The organism is Nocardioides guangzhouensis (assembly GCF_004519545.1).
GTDB classification, from domain to species: Bacteria; Actinomycetota; Actinomycetes; order Propionibacteriales; family Nocardioidaceae; genus Nocardioides; species Nocardioides guangzhouensis.
Window position 1 is genome coordinate 123,729 of sequence record NZ_SDKM01000011.1, and the last position, 16,759, is coordinate 140,487.

The 16,759-nt window shown below is 73.7% G+C and carries 18 protein-coding genes; 13 read left to right on the forward strand and 5 right to left on the reverse strand.

Annotated elements, in window-relative coordinates; all coding sequences use genetic code 11:
- Nucleotides 1-2 precede the first annotated feature (2 nt).
- On the reverse strand, nt 3-1,499 hold the full coding sequence (locus tag EKO23_RS09445) for an AAA family ATPase (protein ID WP_134716549.1): 1,497 nt from the start codon (nt 1,497-1,499) through the stop codon (nt 3-5).
- A 178-nt stretch (nt 1,500-1,677) separates the two neighbouring features.
- On the opposite strand from EKO23_RS09445, the gene EKO23_RS25180 reads away from it, so the two are divergent.
- The 5 genes from EKO23_RS25180 (at nt 1,678) to holA (ending at nt 7,209) form a co-directional block, all read left to right on the forward strand.
- Complete coding sequence (locus EKO23_RS25180; protein ID WP_167880398.1) at nt 1,678-1,848, forward strand: hypothetical protein; 171 nt, start codon at nt 1,678-1,680, stop codon at nt 1,846-1,848.
- Between the two features lie 35 nt (nt 1,849-1,883).
- Nucleotides 1,884-2,729 carry a DegV family protein gene (locus EKO23_RS09450; RefSeq protein ID WP_134716551.1) on the forward strand — a complete coding sequence of 282 codons (846 nt, stop codon included), beginning with the start codon at nt 1,884-1,886 and terminating at the stop codon, nt 2,727-2,729.
- A gap of 70 nt (nt 2,730-2,799) precedes the next feature.
- On the forward strand, nt 2,800-3,798 hold the full coding sequence (locus tag EKO23_RS25185; protein WP_167880399.1) for a ComEA family DNA-binding protein: 999 nt from the start codon (nt 2,800-2,802) through the stop codon (nt 3,796-3,798).
- A gap of 4 nt (nt 3,799-3,802) precedes the next feature.
- On the forward strand, nt 3,803-6,151 hold the full coding sequence (locus EKO23_RS09460; RefSeq protein WP_246050991.1) for a ComEC/Rec2 family competence protein: 2,349 nt from the start codon (nt 3,803-3,805) through the stop codon (nt 6,149-6,151).
- 98 nt (nt 6,152-6,249) lie between these two features.
- A complete protein-coding gene (holA, locus tag EKO23_RS09465; protein WP_246050992.1) occupies nt 6,250-7,209 on the forward strand; it encodes a DNA polymerase III subunit delta in 960 nt (319 codons plus the stop codon).
- Nucleotides 7,210-7,373: 164 nt separating this feature from the next.
- On the opposite strand, the gene rpsT is transcribed toward holA, so the two are convergent.
- Complete coding sequence (gene rpsT / locus EKO23_RS09470; protein ID WP_134716555.1) at nt 7,374-7,634, reverse strand: 30S ribosomal protein S20; 261 nt, start codon at nt 7,632-7,634, stop codon at nt 7,374-7,376.
- 138 nt (nt 7,635-7,772) lie between these two features.
- A complete protein-coding gene (locus tag EKO23_RS09475) occupies nt 7,773-8,723 on the reverse strand; it encodes a phosphotransferase family protein (protein ID WP_134716557.1) in 951 nt (316 codons plus the stop codon).
- A gap of 71 nt (nt 8,724-8,794) precedes the next feature.
- On the opposite strand from EKO23_RS09475, the gene EKO23_RS09480 reads away from it, so the two are divergent.
- The 4 genes from EKO23_RS09480 to EKO23_RS09495 are packed head-to-tail and all read left to right on the forward strand — an operon-like array spanning nt 8,795 to nt 12,793.
- The gene (locus EKO23_RS09480) at nt 8,795-9,436 is read left to right on the forward strand and encodes a TMEM175 family protein (RefSeq protein WP_134716559.1); all 642 of its coding nucleotides are present in this window, start codon (nt 8,795-8,797) and stop codon (nt 9,434-9,436) included.
- A 33-nt stretch (nt 9,437-9,469) separates the two neighbouring features.
- On the forward strand, nt 9,470-11,347 hold the full coding sequence (gene lepA / locus EKO23_RS09485; RefSeq protein WP_134716561.1) for a translation elongation factor 4: 1,878 nt from the start codon (nt 9,470-9,472) through the stop codon (nt 11,345-11,347).
- Nucleotides 11,344-11,826: a GNAT family N-acetyltransferase gene (locus tag EKO23_RS09490; RefSeq protein WP_134716563.1), complete on the forward strand. Its 483-nt coding sequence runs from the start codon at nt 11,344-11,346 to the stop codon at nt 11,824-11,826. The genes lepA and EKO23_RS09490 overlap by 4 nt, the downstream gene beginning before the upstream one ends.
- A 1-nt stretch (nt 11,827) precedes the next feature.
- Nucleotides 11,828-12,793 (forward strand): aminoglycoside phosphotransferase family protein, encoded by a 966-nt coding sequence (locus EKO23_RS09495; RefSeq protein ID WP_246050993.1) that lies wholly within the window; start codon nt 11,828-11,830, stop codon nt 12,791-12,793.
- A gap of 10 nt (nt 12,794-12,803) precedes the next feature.
- Here EKO23_RS09495 and EKO23_RS09500 read toward each other — a convergent pair whose 3' ends face one another.
- Nucleotides 12,804-14,057, reverse strand: coding sequence for an RNA polymerase sigma factor (locus EKO23_RS09500; RefSeq protein WP_134716565.1), 1,254 nt, complete (start codon nt 14,055-14,057; stop codon nt 12,804-12,806).
- 3 nt (nt 14,058-14,060) lie between these two features.
- The gene (locus EKO23_RS09505) at nt 14,061-14,414 is read right to left on the reverse strand and encodes a YciI family protein (protein ID WP_134716567.1); all 354 of its coding nucleotides are present in this window, start codon (nt 14,412-14,414) and stop codon (nt 14,061-14,063) included.
- A 172-nt stretch (nt 14,415-14,586) separates the two neighbouring features.
- On the opposite strand from EKO23_RS09505, the gene EKO23_RS09510 reads away from it, so the two are divergent.
- The 4 genes from EKO23_RS09510 to EKO23_RS09525 form a co-directional block, all read left to right on the forward strand.
- The gene (locus EKO23_RS09510) at nt 14,587-15,237 is read left to right on the forward strand and encodes an MOSC domain-containing protein (protein WP_134716570.1); all 651 of its coding nucleotides are present in this window, start codon (nt 14,587-14,589) and stop codon (nt 15,235-15,237) included.
- Nucleotides 15,238-15,346: 109 nt separating this feature from the next.
- On the forward strand, nt 15,347-15,712 hold the full coding sequence (locus tag EKO23_RS25190) for an MFS transporter (RefSeq protein ID WP_167880400.1): 366 nt from the start codon (nt 15,347-15,349) through the stop codon (nt 15,710-15,712).
- Complete coding sequence (locus tag EKO23_RS09520; RefSeq protein WP_134716574.1) at nt 15,664-16,053, forward strand: hypothetical protein; 390 nt, start codon at nt 15,664-15,666, stop codon at nt 16,051-16,053. Before EKO23_RS25190 ends, EKO23_RS09520 begins: the two co-directional genes overlap by 49 nt.
- A gap of 106 nt (nt 16,054-16,159) precedes the next feature.
- A partial coding sequence (locus EKO23_RS09525; RefSeq protein ID WP_246050994.1) for an AMP-binding protein occupies nt 16,160-16,759 on the forward strand: 600 nt, incomplete at its 3' end.

The following is a 16,759-nucleotide window of genomic DNA, read 5'->3' on the forward strand; positions in this document are numbered from 1 at the left end:
GGTCAGCCGGCGGGGTCCCCGACCGCCGCGTCGCGGTAGCCGAGGACCGCGCGCGTCATCGCGTTGCGGGTCGCGAGGAGCTCCGCGAGCGCCGCGTCGAGATCGGCGGTGGTCACGCTCACCGAGCCGGCCGCGTCGGTGCCGTCGGCCGACTCGCGCTCGACCGCCACGACCGCGGCCCGGCGCAGCAGCTCCTTGAGGAACGACGCGGTCACGCCGGCAGTGCGGTCGATGACGTCGTCGATTCCGGCCGGGTCGACGTCGAGGCCCCGTCCGTAGAGCTCGACCAGCCGGCGGCGCGACTCCGCGTCGGGGAGGTCGATGTGGACCGCCTGGTCCACCCGGCCGGGCCGAGCGGCCAGGGCCGGCTCCAGCAGGTCGGCCCGGTTGGTGGTGAGCAGGAAGACCACATCCGCGTCCTCGTCGAGACCGTCCATCTCGTTCAGCAGCGTGAACAGCAGGGGTGACGAGCCGCCGTAGTGGTCGCGCTCCTCGGCGATCAGGTCGACGTCCTCGACCACGATCATCGCCGGCTGGAGGGTGCGCGCGATCGAGCAGGCCTCCTTGATCGCGCCGAGGGTGTCCCCGGTCAGCTCGATCACGGTGGTGTCGGTCAGCTCGCCGATCAGGTGGCGGACGGTGTGGGTCTTGCCGACCCCGGGCGGGCCGTAGAGCAGCAGCCCCCGCTTGAGGTGCTGGCCGGACGCGCGGAGCCGGTCGCGGTGCCGGGCGACGCCGACGACCTGTCGTCGTACGTCGTCGAACGTCGCGGCCGGCAGGATCAGGTGGTCGGGGTCGACCACCGTGCGCCGGTGGAGCTGCAGGGCGGACTGGTGGTCGTCGAACATGGTGCGGCCGAAGGAGACGACCTGGCCGCGGAAGACGTTGTGCTGCACGGCCAGGGCACGCAGCTGCCTGGCGGCTGCCTCGGCGGCCGCGGGGCGCGAGGCCACGATCTCGACCGTCACGCCGTAGACGTCGCTCTCGCGGTCGGAGCCGCGGTAGAGCAGGGCGAGCCGGTCGTCGCCGTCGGTCACGAGGAGCACCGCAGCCCGCAGGCACTCGATGGTCTCGCCGTCAGGACCGGTCGGCACCCGGACGCCGGAGACGTTGCCCGGTCGCGGGCCGTGGCCGTAGTACTCCTCGTCGGCGGGCCCGATCAGGTCGCCGAGCCCGAACGGACCGCGGTGCCGGTGGCCGGTCATGCCGATCACCTCGACGGTGCGGTCGGGAGCGGCCAGCCAGGCGTCGAGGGCGGCCTGCACGTTGGGGTGCTCGTAGCCCGCCCAGCGCTCCTCCGAGACCGGGAGCGTCGCCACCGGCACCGCCAGGTGGTCGGCGATGATCGTCCGGAACGTCGGCCGCTCGTCCGCCCGCGCCTTCAGCACGAACCGGCGCACCATCCGCCGGCCGTAGCGCCGCAGGTCCGCGAGCTCCGGGCTGATGTCGCCTGACCCTGCGGCGTTCGCGCTTCCGGGCTCCGCCATGCCGTACGCCACCCACCCCATGCTCGTCCCCCGTCCCTTCTCCTGCTCGCACTCTAGGGCCGGGCCCCCTCCGCGCGGGCCGGGATCACCGGGCGGGTCCGGTCCAGACCGCTGCGACGCGCGTGCAACCCGGCGGAGCACGGTCGCGTCTGGGCGGTGCACGCATCCGTCCCGAGCCAGGAGCACCCCGATGTCCCCGCACCACCTCACCCTGTCCATGGCCGCCAGCGTCGTCGCCGGCTTCGCCCCGGACGGGCAGCGCATGGTGCGGGCCGGCGACAGCAGGGCGGCTCCCCGGGCCGGATCCGGGCCCCGTCCGGGCTCGCCCGTTCAGGCGCCGCGGGTCCCCGTCGCGGGGTGATCTCGGGGCCGCGGACCCGACGGTAGGGTGCGCGCATGACGAGGGTGGCGATCGTGACCGACTCCTCGGCCTCCCTGCCCGACGGCGTCGCCGAGGAGCTCGGGGTGGTCGTGGTGCCGCTCCAGGTGGTCATCGGGGCCACGTCGTACGACGAGGACGAGGCCACCACCGACATGGTCGCCGAGGCGCTCCGGTCGTTCACCCCGGTCTCCACCTCCCGGCCGACGCCGGCCGCGATGGCCGAGGTCTACGCCGCCGCGGCCGCGCGGGGAGCCGAGGCGATCGTCTCGATCCACCTCTCCCGCGAGCTCTCCGGCACCTTCGACTCCGCCGAGGTGGCCGCGCGCGACTCCTCCGTGCCGGTGCTGGCGGTCGACGGCCGGCAGGTCGGGCACGCCACCGGGTACGCCGTGATGGCCGCGGCCAGGGTCGCCGCGACCGGCGCCTCCGCCGAGGAGGTCGCGGCCGCGGCCCGCGCCCGGGCCGACGCGTCCACGTCGCTGTTCTACGTCGACACCCTGGAGTACCTCCGCCGCGGCGGCCGGGTGGGCGCCGCCGCGGCGCTGATCGGCGGTGCGCTGGCGGTCAAGCCGCTGCTCGGCCTCGAGGACGGCAGGATCGTCTCCCTCGAGAAGGTCCGCACCGCGGGAAAGGCCCTGGCCCGGCTGGAGGACCTGGCCGTGGAGTCCGCGGACGGCGCGAAGGTCGAGGCGACCGTCGCCCACCTGGCCAGCCCCGACCGGGCCGAGCAGCTCGGCGCACGGCTCTCCGAACGGCTCGACCTGGTCACGCCGGTCCGGATCGCCGAGCTCGGTGCGGTGCTCGGCGCGCACGTCGGGCCGGGCATGGTCTCGGTCTGCGTGGCGCCGGCGCTCGACTGATCCACGCGGCCGTCCACAGGCGGCGCCGGACCCGGTTGGCGGGCCCCCGGCCGCTGCCTAGCGTCACCTCATGCGCCCCCGAGGTTCCGCCCACGCCGACGCCGTCTCCCGGCGGCTCGAGCTGCTGTCCGCCGAGCTGGCCGCGGTGCGGGGCGAGTCCGGCGTGCCCGGCTGCGTCGGGCCACCGGAGCCGGCCGACGAGCCGGCGGACCGTCCGGCGGGTGCGTCGTTCGACGACCCCTGGTCCGTGCCCGACCTGCACACGCACGTGCGCGCGGACCGGCCTGCGGCGCCGCTCGATCTCGAGGTCGCTGGTGACACCGGCGTGGACCCCGGGACGGGCCCGGAGCCGGAGCCGCCCCCGGCACCACCCGCCGTACCCCAGCCGGGGCGGCACGCCCGGCGCCGGGAGCGCTGGTCGCCCGGCAGCCTGCTGGCCGGTCGGGTGGCGCTTGGTCCGGCCCAGGTCGCGGTGCTCGCGGTCGTGGTCTCCGTCGCCCTGGCGGCCACCGCCTGGTGGGTGGTCCGCGACCGCGGCGAGCCGCTCGCGATGCCGTCCGACCCGGCCACCGGAGCCTCCCCGGCCGCCCTGGCCACGGGCGTCACGACGACGACGACGTCCGGGGCCTCGCCGGGTGCCGAGGAGCTGGTGGTCGACGTGGCCGGCAAGGTGCGCGACCCCGGCATCGTGGTGCTCGACCCGGGCGCCCGCGTGGTCGACGCGCTCGAGGCCGCGGGCGGCGCCCGCCCGGGTGCCGACCTGACCGGCCTCAACCTGGCCCGGCTGCTGGTCGACGGAGAGCAGATCCTGGTCGGCGTCCCGGCCGCCCCGGGGCTCGCGGCGTCCGCCGCCGGTTCGCCCGGACCGGACCCGGGGCGGCTGGTCAACCTGAACACGGCCGGGCTCGAGGAGCTCGACACGCTTCCCGGCGTCGGTCCGGTCACCGCCCAGTCGATCCTCGACTGGCGAGGCGCCCACGGCGGCTTCCAGAGCGTCGACCAGCTGCTCGACGTCGACGGCATCGGCGAGAAGACCCTGGCCGACCTCGCCCCAATGGTGACGGTGTGAGCGGGTGCTGTCGTCCGCCGCCGCGCTCGCGCGGGAGCCCGACGACCCGGGATCCGGTTCGGACGGGCCCGACGCCTCCGCCCGTCCTCGGGACCTGCGGATGGCGGCCACCGGGGTCGCCGCCTGGGCGGGCGGACTGGTGGCGCTCCTCGTGTCCGGGCGCGGGCAGGCAGCGGTGCTGGCGGTCGCCGTCGCCGTTCTGCTGCTGCTCGTCCGCTCGCGGCGTCCGTCGCTCGCCCGGTTGGCTCCCGCGGTGGTCGGGTGGTTGCTGGTCGCCGCCGCGGTGGCGGCGAGCGCGGGGCTGCGCGGTGCCGCGGTCGCGGACGGGCCGGTGGCTCGGCTCGCGCCGATGCGACCAGCCGTCGAGGCCAGGCTCGTGGTCACCTCGGACCCGCGCCCGCTCCAGGGGCGGTACGGCGAGCGGATGCTGCTGCGGGGCGACCTGACCGCCCTGGCCGTGCGCGGCCAGGCCCGGTCGGTCCGGGCGCCGGTGCTCGTGGTCGGCGACGCGGCCTGGGCGGACGTCGAGCTCGGCAGCACGCTGCGGGTCCACGGCCGGCTCGCGCCCGCCGACGACCGGGACCGGGCGGCGGTGCTGACCACCGCCGGCCATCCGGAGGTCCTCGCCGCCCCGTCGGTGTGGTGGCGCGGCGCCGCCACCGTCCGCGCCTCCATCCGGGACGCCGTCTCCGCGCGCGACGGCCCGGAGCGTGCTCTCGTGCCGGCGCTGGTCACCGGAGACGACCACGACGTGCCCGAGCAGGTGCAGACCGACTTCCGGACGTCCGGACTCACCCACCTGCTCGCGGTGTCCGGCACCAACCTGACGCTGGTGGTCGGGTTCCTGCTGCTCGTCGGGCGGTGGTGCGGGGTGCGCGGGCGCTGGCAGTACCTCCTCGGTGCGCTCGGGATCGTCGGCTTCGTGCTGCTCGCGCGCACCGAGCCGAGCGTGGTGCGGGCGGCAGCCATGGGGACGGTCGCGCTGCTCGGCCTCGGCGGCAACGGCCGGGACCGCGGGATCCGTGCGCTCGGGGTCGCGGTGACCGGGCTCCTGCTCTGGGACCCGTGGCTCGCGGCCACGGTCGGGTTCGCGCTCAGCGTGCTGGCGACCGCCGGCATCCTCTTCCTCGCCCCTGCCTGGACCGCCGCGCTGGGTCGCTGGCTCCCCGGCTGGGCGGCGCAGGCGGTCGCGGTGCCGCTGGCCGCGCAGCTCGTCTGCACACCCGTGGTGGCCGCCCTGTCCGGCCAGGTGAGCCTGGTCGCGGTCGTCGCCAACCTGCTGGCCGCCCCGCTGGTGGCGCCGGCCACCGTGCTCGGGCTGTTCGGGGGACTGGTCGGCCTCGTGGTCCCGGCGGCGGGGCTCGCGCTCGGCTGGCTCGCCGGTGCCTGCGCCGCCGGGATCGTGGCGGTCGCGCACCGGTCGGCGACGTTGGCTCTCCCGGCCGTGGAGTGGTCGACGTCGGCGCCGTCGCTGGCACTGCTCACCGTGCTGTGCGCCGGCCTGGCCGTGCTGCTCGGGCCGCTGCTGTCCCGGCGTTCGACCGGCTCGGCCTGCTGCCTGCTGCTCGGCGCGGTGGTCGTCGTCCCGCTGCCCTCGCCGGGCTGGCCGCCCGACGGTTGGGTGCTCGCGGCGTGCGACGTCGGCCAGGGCGACGCCCTGGCAGTGCGGGCCGGGCCGGGTGAGGCGGTCGTGGTCGACGCCGGCCCGGACCCGGCCCTGGTCGACCGTTGCCTCGACCGGCTCGACGTCGAGCGGGTGCCGCTGCTGGTGCTGACCCACTTCCACGCCGACCACGTCGACGGCCTGGCCGGGGTGTACGCCGGTCGCCGGGTCGGGGAGGTCGACGTGACCAGCGTGCGCGACCCGGCCGAGCGGGCGACGTACGTCGCGGGGGTGGCGGGTGAGACCGTGACCGCGACGTACGGCAGCACCCGCACGGTCGGCGACGTGACGCTGCAGGTGCTCGGCCCGCCGCCCGGGGTGTCCGCGGCCGGCGGGCCGAACAACGCCTCGGTGGTGCTGCTCGTGGAGGTGCGCGGGGTGCGGCTCCTGCTGACCGGCGACGTCGAGCCCGAGGCCCAGGCCGCCCTGGCCCGGGCGTGGCCCGGGCTGAGCGTCGACGTGCTGAAGATCCCGCACCACGGCAGCCGGTTCCAGGACCTCGACTTCCTGCGCGGCCTGCACGCCGGGGTGGCGGTCGCATCGGTGGGGGAGGGCAACGACTACGGCCACCCGTCGGCCGAGGTGCTCGACCCGCTGGCCGATGCCGGGGCGCGGGTCTTCCGGACCGACCACGACGGCACCGTGGTGGTGACCGCGGGCGACCCACCGCGGGTGGTCACCGAGGACTGACGCCGGGCCGGGCGCGGGCGCGGGCGCGAGCCAGGGCCGGCGTTGTCGGAGCGCTGTGGCAGGCTGTCCCCACCATGGCGGGACCGCGAGCTACAGACGTGTTGGGCCGGGTCACCCTCGTGACCGGGCCGGAGGAGTTCCTCGGCGAGCGCACCGTGGCCGCGGTGCGGGCGGCGGTGCGCAAGCACGACGCCGAGGCCGATGTCTCCGAGGCGATGGCCGCCGACCTGACCCTCGCCAGCCTCGGCGAGATGTCCGCGCCCTCGCTGTTCTCCTCGACCCGGTGCGTCGTGGTCCGGGCGCTGGAGAACCTTCCCGACGAGTCCGTCGACGGCCTGCTGGACTACTGCTCGACCCCGGCCGAGGACGTCGCCCTGGTGCTGGTGCACTCCGGCGGCCAGAAGGGCTCCGGGGTGCTCACCAAGCTGCGCAAGGTCGGCACGGTCACCGAGGCGAAGAGCGAGGCGGTCAAGCCGTCGGAGTTCCCCCGCTTCGTCAGCTCCGAGGTCCGCATGCACGGCTCGCGCATCGACGACGACGCCGCGACGTACCTCGTGCAGGCGGTCGGCCAGGACCTCCGCTCGCTGGCCGCGGCCGCCGACCAGCTGGTCAACGACTTCCCGGGGGAGACGCTCGACACCGAGAAGGTGAAGCGCTACTTCGGCGGCCGGGCGGAGGCGAAGTCGTTCGCGGTCGCGGACGCCGCGTTCTACGGCCGCACCGCCAAGGCGCTCGAGGAGCTGCGGTGGGCACTCGACGGCGGCACCGCCCCTGTCCTGGTCACCTCAGCGTTCGCGGGAGGGGTGCGCGGACTGGCCCGCCTGGTCGGCGCTCCGCGCGGCATGCGCGACGCCGACCTGGCCCGCGAGGTCGGCGTGCCGCCGTGGAAGCTGCGCACCCTCCGCGAGCAGGCCCGCGCCTGGTCGCCCGACGGCCTGGCCCACGCGCTCCGCGCGGTCGCCCGGGCCGACGCCGACATCAAGGGCGCCGCCCACGACGCGTCGTACACGCTCGAGCGGCTGGTCCTCACCGTCACCGCCCTCCGCGAGTCCCGCTGACCGCACCGGCCGAGCCGTGTGGAATGCGGCCTTGGTTTCGAGACGCTCGCTGGCGCTCGCTCCTCGACCAGCGGCGGTGCGGAGCGCCCCCACCCGTACCGGTGGTCCCGAAATGCAGAGAGGCGCCACTCCCGGGGGAGTGACGCCTCGCGCAGCGAGCTACCTCAGAGGGAGGCGGCCTTCCTGGTGATCGCCGACTTGCGGTTGGCGGCCTGGTTCTTGTGGATGACGCCCTTGGAGGCAGCCTTGTCGAGCTTCTTGGTCGCGACCTTGGCGGCGTCGAGAGCGGCGTCCTTGTCGCCGGCCTCGGCGAGCTCACGGAACTTGCGCACGGCGGACTTCAGACCGGTCTTCACGGCCTTGTTGCGCTCGTGCGCAACCTCGTTCTGCCGGTTGCGCTTGATCTGGGACTTGATGTTCGCCACGGGGCAAGCCTCGATTTGTTCGTCGGTTCAGGATGGTGGTGCTGTGGTCTGGTGGCATGGCGGCGCGGCGCGCCTGACACGCGAGGGGAAACGTTACCAGTGGGGCGCGGGAGCGCCCAAATCCCACCGGGAGAGCGATCACGCCCAGCCCCGGCGACTGCACAGCCAGTCCCAGACCACCCCGGCCTGCCAGAGCTGGTGCTGGCGGAGGTACGGCGAGGCCGGCGGCACCGGCTGGTCGCCCTGGTGGAAGAAGTAGGCGGTGAGCAGTGCCAGCGCCGCGTCCACGTGCTCGGCCGGTACGTCGCGGGTGAGCGGCCGAGCGGCGAGCACCGCCTCGCAGTCCAGGCCGTCGCCGCGCGGGCCTATCAGCGCGAAGACCGTGTCCAGCCAGGCGGCCCCGCGCACCGGCCAGTTCCAGTCGCAGATCCAGACCCGGCCGTCCCGGTCGAGCAGCAGGTTGTCGTCCCGGACGTCGGTGTGGACGACGGTGTCACCCGCGGTCACCTCGGCGAACGTCGCGGCGAGCGCGGCCGCCTCGTCGAGGTGCGGCAGGTCGGGCCGGGTGCGGCGTACGTGCTCCCAGAAGCCGACGAGCTCGCCGTACTCCTCCTCGAAGGTGTCGAGCTCGAGCCGCTCCGGGACCGGGGTGAGCCGCTCGGCGACCACCTCGAGGGCGTCGAGGGTGGCGTCGAGGTCGTCCGGCCGCCACGGCCGGCGCGGGGCGCGGGCCTCGACGTGCTCGATGCCGAGCACCACCCAGTCGCCCTCGTGCGACCACAGCAGGCGCGGCGCCGGCACGCCGTCGGGCAGCCCGGCCAGCTTGCGGGCCTCCTCGCGATAGGACTCCGCGAACATCCGCTGGGCCTTCACCGACGCCGCCTTCACGAAGTGGCGGGTGCCGTCCTCGCACTCCAGCACCGACGCGAAGCCGGGCGTGAAGCCGGCCGCCTGCGAGATGGCGGTGACGACCGGCGACCCGCACCGCTTTTCGACCAGCTCGCGGACGTGCGGCGGCAGGAACCGCCACTCGAGGCGCTGGGCGGTGCGGCCGGCCGGGACCGGGTCGACGGCCGAGGGGGTGCTCATGGCGGCACATCCTGCCCTACCCGCGCGCCCGGGCACGTGCCCCGGGCCGTCGTACGTCGTAGCCTGCGGTCGTGGACCGGGCCGGGGACGTGCGCGAGCGGGAGCGCGGGCTCGACCGCGTCCTCACCTTCGTCGACGCGGTGGTGGCGATCGCGATCACGCTGCTGGTGCTCCCGCTGGCGGAGCTGGCCCCCGAGGTGGGCGACGGGTCGGTCACGGACCTGCTGCGCGAGCACGACGACGAGCTCCTCGCGTTCCTGCTCAGCTTCGTGGTGATCGCGCAGCTGTGGTTCGCCCAGCACCACGTGGTGGACAGCCTCGTCGTCCAGGACCCGCTCGTGGTCCGTCTGCTCATGCTGTGGCTGCTCACGATCGTGCTGCTGCCGTTCCCCACCTCGCTGGTCGCCGAGGCCCCCGAGCAGGCGGCGACCAAGGTCCTCTACATCGGCACCATGACGGTCAGCGCGCTGGTGCTGGCATCGGTGGCCTGGCGGATGCGACGAGTCCCGGCGATCCGCGACAGCGATCCCGGTCCCGACCCGCTGATGTCAGGCGCCACGGTGGTGGCGTTCGTGCTGGCGCTGGTGATCACGCTGGCGGTGCCGGCGACGACGTACTGGCCGCTGCTCCTGCTGTTCCTCGCGGACCCCGCCGCGCGGGCGCTGCGGCGCGCCAGCGGAAGTGGGTCGCCGCCCGCCCGTGTGGGAAGATGAGCGGGTCCCCGCACGTCCGAACGAGAGTCGCCTGTGCCCACGAAGTCCGCGCCCGCACCCGGCCAGACCGATCCCGCGATCATTCGCAACTTCTGCATCATCGCCCACATCGACCACGGCAAGTCGACGCTGGCCGACCGCATGCTCCAGCTGACCGGCGTGGTCGACGAGCGCAGCGCCCGCGCGCAGTACCTCGACCGCATGGACATCGAGCGCGAACGCGGCATCACGATCAAGAGCCAGGCCGTGCGCATGCCGTGGACCGTCCCCGCCGACAACGCGCAGGGCGCCGAGCCCGGCACCTACGTGCTCAACATGATCGACACCCCCGGCCACGTCGACTTCACCTACGAGGTGTCCCGGTCGCTCGAGGCCTGCGAGGCCGCGGTCCTGCTCGTCGACGCCGCCCAGGGCATCGAGGCGCAGACCCTCGCGAACCTCTACCTCGCGCTCGGCGCCGACCTGCACATCATCCCGGTGCTCAACAAGATCGACCTGCCCAGCGCCAACCCCGAGAAGTACGCCGAGGAGCTGGCGCACATCATCGGCTGCGACGCCTCCGACGTGCTCCAGGTCAGCGCCAAGACCGGCCTCGGCGTCGAGGCGCTGCTCAACGAGATCGTGAAGCAGACCCCGCCGCCGGTCGGTGAGGCCGACCAGCCGGCCCGGGCCCTGATCTTCGACTCGGTCTACGACACCTACCGGGGCGTGGTCACCTACGTCCGTGTGGTCGACGGCAAGCTCACCCACCGCGACCGGATCAAGATGATGTCGACCGGCGCCACCCACGAGCTGCTCGAGCTCGGTGTGATCAGCCCCGAGCAGGTGAAGGCGGGGGAGATCGGCGTGGGCGAGGTGGGCTACCTCATCACGGGTGTGAAGGACGTCCGCCAGTCCCGGGTCGGTGACACCGTCACCACGCAGCACCACGGCGCCACCACCGCGCTCGGTGGCTACAAGCACCCGAACCCGATGGTGTTCGCCGGCCTCTACCCGATCGACGGCGACCAGTACCCCGACCTGCGCGAGGCCCTCGACAAGCTGCAGCTCAACGACGCGGCGCTGACCTACGAGCCCGAGACCTCGGGCGCGCTCGGCTTCGGCTTCCGCTGCGGCTTCCTCGGCCTGCTGCACATGGAGATCACCCGCGACCGGCTGGAGCGCGAGTTCGGCCTCGACCTGATCTCGACCGCCCCCAACGTCGTCTACCACGTCACCATGGAGGACGACACCGAGGTCGAGGTGACCAACCCGAGCGAGTTCCCCTCCGGCAAGGTCGCCGAGGTGCGCGAGCCGGTGGTGCGGGCCACGATCCTCAGCCCGTCCGACTACATCGGCACGATCATGGAGCTCGCCCAGAACAAGCGCGGCGCGCTGCAGGGCATGGACTACCTGTCCGAGGACCGGGTCGAGATGCGCTACACGCTGCCGATGGCCGAGATCGTCTTCGACTTCTTCGACCAGCTGAAGTCCCGCACCAAGGGCTACGCCTCGCTCGACTACGAGTACTCCGGCGAGCAGACCGCCGACCTGGTCAAGGTCGACATCCTGCTGCACGGCGAGCCGGTCGACGCGTTCTCCGCGATCGTGCACAAGGAGGCGGCGTACTCCTATGGCGTGATGCTGGCCGGAAAGCTCAAGGACCTCATCCCGCGCCAGCAGTTCGAGGTGCCGATCCAGGCGGCCATCGGCAGCCGGGTGATCGCCCGCGAGACCATCCGCGCGATCCGCAAGGACGTGCTCGCCAAGTGCTACGGCGGCGACATCACCCGCAAGCGCAAGCTGCTGGAGAAGCAGAAGGAGGGCAAGAAGCGGATGAAGATGGTCGGCCGGGTCGAGGTGCCGCAGGAGGCCTTCATCGCCGCGCTCTCCACGTCTGCGCCGGCAGCGGGGGAGAAGGCCAAGAAGTGATCGACGTCCAGCCGGCCTCGGGTGACGACTGGACCGTGATCGGGTGGCTGTGGCAGGCCTACCGCAACGACCTATCGGCGATCGTCGACGGCCTGCCGCGCGCCGACGGCCGCTACAACCACGCCTGGCTCGACGGCTGGGCGAGGTCGGACGACGCGGCCGGCTACCTCGTCCACGAGGGTGACGCGCCGGTCGCGTTCGCGGTCGTCAACCGGCTGACCGAGGGCCCGCACGGGATCGGCGCGTTCTGGGTGGTCCCGGCCCGTCGGCGTGCCGGCGTCGGCTGGGACCTCGCCCTCGACGTGATCCGCCGTCACCCCGGGGCCTGGGAGATCGCCTTCCAGCAGGACAACGCGAGCGCCGCCCGTTTCTGGCGCAAGGTCGCCGACGAGGCGTTCGGCACCTGGACCGAGGAGCCGCGGGCGGTGCCGGGGAAGCCGCACGTCCCCCCGGACACCTGGCTCAGCGGCAGCAACTGACGTGGCGGCCGCGTTCCGGCTCCCCGACGGCGTGCTCGGCATGGCCCGCCGCGGACCGGCGTGGGCGGGCTGGGTGGACCGGCTCCCGGGGATCGCGGCAACGGTCCTCGAGGAGTGGGACCTGGCCCTCGACGGCCTGCCCATGCACGGGTTCTGCGCCCTGGTCCTGCCCGTTCGTACGCCGGGCGGTCGGCCGGCCGCGCTCAAGCTGACCTTCGACGAGGACGAGGAGTCCGAGCACGAGCACCTCGCCCTCCAGCACTGGCACGGCAACGGCGCGGTCCGGCTGCTGCGGGCCGACCCGCACCGGCGGGCGCTGCTGCTCGAGCGGCTGCACCCCGAGGACCTCACCGACCTCTGGGACGTCGAGGCCTGCGAGGTCGTCGGGGGGCTCTACGGTCGGCTGCACGTGCCCGCGCCGCCGCAGCTGCACCGGCTCACGTCGTACGTCGAGCGCTGGGCCGCCGACCTCGACGACCTCCCCCGCAACGCCCCGGTGCCGCGCCGCCTGGTCGAGCAGACCCGGATGCTGGCCCGCGACCTGGTCGCCGACCGGGCCAGCAACGGCGTGATGATCCACGGCGACCTGCACTACGAGAACGTGCTGGCCGGCGACCGCGAGCCGTGGCTGGTGATCGACCCGAAGCCGATGAGCGGCGACCCGCACTACGAGCCGGCGGCGATGCTGTGGAACCGGTTCGAGGAGCTCGCCGCCCCGGACCGGCACGAGGGCGTCCGCGACGGCCTGCGCCGCCGCTTCCACACCCTGGTCGACGTCGCCGGGCTGGACGAGGACCGGGCCCGGGACTGGGTGGTGGTCCGGATGGTGCTCAACGCGATGTGGGCGATCCAGGACGCCGCCCGCGAGCGCCGGGGCCGGGCGCCGGTGCCCGCGTCCGGGCTGACCGAGTCGGACCGCACCTGGGTGACCATGTGCGTGACCGTGGCCAAGGCGGTCCAGGACTAGGGCGAGCCGGTCAGGAGGGACCGGGCAGCGTGTCGCGCCGGGCGGTCAGCCAGGCCTGCTCGGCGGTGTTGCCGGCCAGCCCGATCGCCGCGTCGTACGCCGCGCGGGCCTCGTCGGTGCGGCCCATCCGGCGCAGCAGGTCGGCCCGGGTCGCGTGCCACGCGTGGTACGTCGTGAGGGCGAGCCCGTCGACCGTGACCAGGGCGACCTCGGGACCGTCGAGCTCGGCGACCGCGATCGCCCGGTTCATCGCCACGATCGGCGTGGGCGAGAGCGCGTAGAGCTGGTCGTAGAGCCGCACGACCTGCGACCAGTCCGTCATCGAGGGGTCGAGGGCGTCGGTGTGGACGGCGTTGATCGCGGCCTGCACCTGGAACGGCCCGGGCCGGTTCAGGGCGAGGCACCCGCGGACCAGCCGGTGTCCCTCGTCGATCAGGGCGGCGTCCCACAGGGTCCGGTCCTGCTCGGTGAGCGTCACCAGGGTGCCGTCCGCGACCCGTGCCGGGCGCCGGGCCTCGGTGAGCAGCATCAGCGCGAGCAGCCCGTCCACCTCCGGCTGCGGGCCGAGCGGCCCGGCGACCTCGCGCAGCTGCCGGGTCAGCCGGATCGCCTCGCGGCAGAGGTCCTCCCGGATCGGGTCGGCGTCGGAGCCGGAGGCGAGGTACCCCTCGTTGAACACCAGGTAGAGCACCGACAGCACGGTCGCGACCCGGCCGGGGAGATCCTCGGCGAGCGGGACCCGGAAGGGGATGTTGGCGTGCTTGATCTTCTGCTTTGCGCGGGTGATCCGCTGGGCCATCGTGGTCTCGGGCACCAGGAAGGCGTGCGCGATCTCGGCGACGGTCAGCCCGCCGAGCAGGCGCAGGGTGAGCGCCACCCGGTTCTCGGGAGCGAGCGCGGGGTGGCAGCAGGTGAAGATGAGCCGGAGCCGGTCGTCCTCGACGGGACCGGTCGGCTCGGCGGGTGTGTCGTCACCGATCATGGCGGCCTCGGCGTACTTGGTGTCCCGGACCTTCTCGCGGCGGATCCGGTCCAGGGCCTTGCGGGTGGCGGTGGTGGTGAGCCAGCCGCCGGGGTTCGGGGGCGGGCCGTCGACCGGCCACTTCTCCAGGGCCACGACCAGTGCCTCGGAGAGCGCGTCCTCGGCGAGATCGATGTCGCCGAAGCGCCGGATCAGCCCGGCCAGGACCCGGCCGTGCTCGGCGCGGACGGTCTCCTCGACCGCACCGAGCCCGGCCGGGTGGCCACGGGTGTGACTGGTCACGCGCTACGCGGCGTCGATCGGGCGGACCTCGACCTTGCCCGCGCACGCCTTCGACCCGCGCGCGGCGATCGCGAGCGCCTCGTCGAGGTCCGCGGCCTCGATGATCCAGAAGCCGCCGAGGTACTCCTTGGACTCCGCGAACGGGCCGTCGCTGACGATCGGCTGGTCGCCGCGGCCGTCGACGACCGTCGCGTCCCCGATCGGCTTGAGCCCGCCGGCGAAGACCCAGTGGCCGGCCTTCCGGATCTCGTCGTTGAAGTCGTCCACGGCCTTGAAGATGCGCTGCATCTCGTCCTCGGGGATGTCGCTGAAGTCCTCGTCCGGCGCGTGGTGGACCGAGAGCATGTACTGCGTCATGGCTGTTCCTCCTGTGTGGGGGCTGGTGCCCATCCTTGCCTGTCACCGGAGCCACGAACGGCCGGGAGTGGATACGACACCCCGGCCGGAGATTTCCTCCCAGCGCCGGCGAGGGCGGAGTCACGCGCAAACACGTCGCGCGGCGGCGACCCGGGGCCGGAGACTGTTCCCCATGAGTGCACTGGTCCGGTCCGTCAACGTCGGCCTCCCGCAGGAAGCGGCCTGGGCCGAGATCGGGCGCACCTCCATCGACAAGCACGCAGTCAACGGCCTGGTCCGGGTGCGCCGGCTCGGCCTCGAGGGCGACCAGGTCTCCGACACCCGGCACCACGGCGGCGTCGACCAGGCCGTCTACGCGTTCGCTCGCGAGGACCTCGACGCGTGGGCGGAGCGGCTCGGGCGCGACGTACGTGACGGCCAGTTCGGCGAGAACCTCACCACCGAGGGGATCGACGTCAACGAGGCCGAGGTCGGCGAACACTGGCGGATCGGCACCGCGGTGCTCGAGGTCGCCTCGATCCGCATCCCGTGCAAGGAGTTCAAGTGCTGGATGGGGGAGTCCGGCTACGACCGCACCGCCTGGGTCAAGCGGTTCGCCGCGGTGGCCCGTCCAGGTCCCTACCTGCGCGTGGTCGAGGAGGGCGCGCTGAGCGTCGGCGACCCGATCGAGGTGGTGCGCCGGCCCGGCCACGGCGTCACGGTGAGCACCATGTTCCGGGCGCTGACCACCGACCGTGAGCTGCTGCCGGAGCTGCTGCGGGTCGACGGGCTGGTGGACGAGGCTCGCGAGAAGGCCGAGACGTACGTCGCGGCTCGCGGATGAGCCTGGTGCCACGCGACGCCGTGGTGGGGGGGCTGGCGCTCAGCACGCTGGTCCACACCACCGGACGGGGATCTCGGCCCTCTACGTCACGCGGATCGTCGGCTTCACCGTGGTCGAGGTCGGCACCGCGCTCTCGATCGCCGCCGCGGTCGGGCTGTTCGCCGGGCTGCCGCTCGGACACCTCGCCGACCGGCGCGGCCCCCGCGAGGTGCTGGTGGCGCTCCTGCTCGCGGTCACGGTCCTCTCCGCCCTCGTGCTGCTGGTGCAGGAGTGGTGGCAGTTCGTGGTCCTCGCCTCCGCGATCGCGATCGTCGACCGCGGCTCCGGGGCGGTCCGCCAGGCCCTGGTCGCCGGGCTGGTCGGCCGCGAGGGCCGCAGCGGCACCAAGGCCTCCCTGCGGTCGATCACGAACGTGGGCATGGCGGCGTGTTCGGCATGTTCCACGCGCTGCGTGACGTGCCCTTCGTGGCGCTGACCGCGGTCAGCGCGGTGCTGAGCATCCACTACTGGATCGTCGACCTCGCGATGCCGCTGTGGCTGGTCGAGCACACCGAGGCGCCGAAGGCGATGGTCGCGATGCTGGTGGTCCTCAACTGCGCCGCCGTGGTCCTCGGGCAGGTCGCGGTCGCCAGGCGGGTCGACTCGATGCTGGCGGCGTCCCGGGCGACGGTGGTCGCCGGGTTCCTCACCGGCTGGTGGCTGCTCGGCGGGATCCTGCTGGCGGCGTCGCTGTTGTTCGTCCCCGCGCTGCGCTGGGCCGAGCGCACCCGGACCCGATACCACGTGCGCGTCCCGGCCGACTCGTTGGCGGATTGATACCCCGGGCGGGTGCCAATCCGGTTCGGAGTGATCTAAGTTACGCACAAGTATCCGGACAAATCAGCCGCCCGTTTGCGCGGGCGGCATGACGTGCAGGAGCCCCATGCCGATCAATCGCGACGCCTCGTTCGTCGACACCCTTCCGCGCAACGTGGCGGTGCAGTTCCTCGAGCGGGTCGCCAAGTCGCCCAGCCTCGAGGCGTTCCGCTTCCCCGACGGTGACACCTGGACCTCGGTCACCTGGAAGGAGGCCGGGGACGAGGTCAGCCGCCTCGCGGCCGGACTGATGGCGCTGGGCATCGAGCCCGAGCAGCGCGTCGGCATCGCCTCCGGCACCCGCTACGAGTGGATCCTCGCGGACCTCGCGATCATGTGCGCCGGGGCCGCCACGACCACCGTCTACCCGAGCACCAACGCCGAGGACACGTCGTACATCCTCAGCGACTCGGAGTGCCACGTCGTGTTCGCCGAGGACGACGAGCAGATCAAGAAGCTGGTCGACAACAAGGCCGAGCTCCCGCACGTGGCCAAGGTGGTGACCTTCGACGGCACCGTCGACGGGGACTGGGTGATCGGGCTGGCCGACCTGGCGAAGCTGGGCGACGAGTACCTCGCCGAGAAGCCCGACGCGGTGACCGAGCACGCCGCCGCGATAGAGCCCGACCAGCTGGCGACCCTGATCTACACCTCCGGCACCACCGGC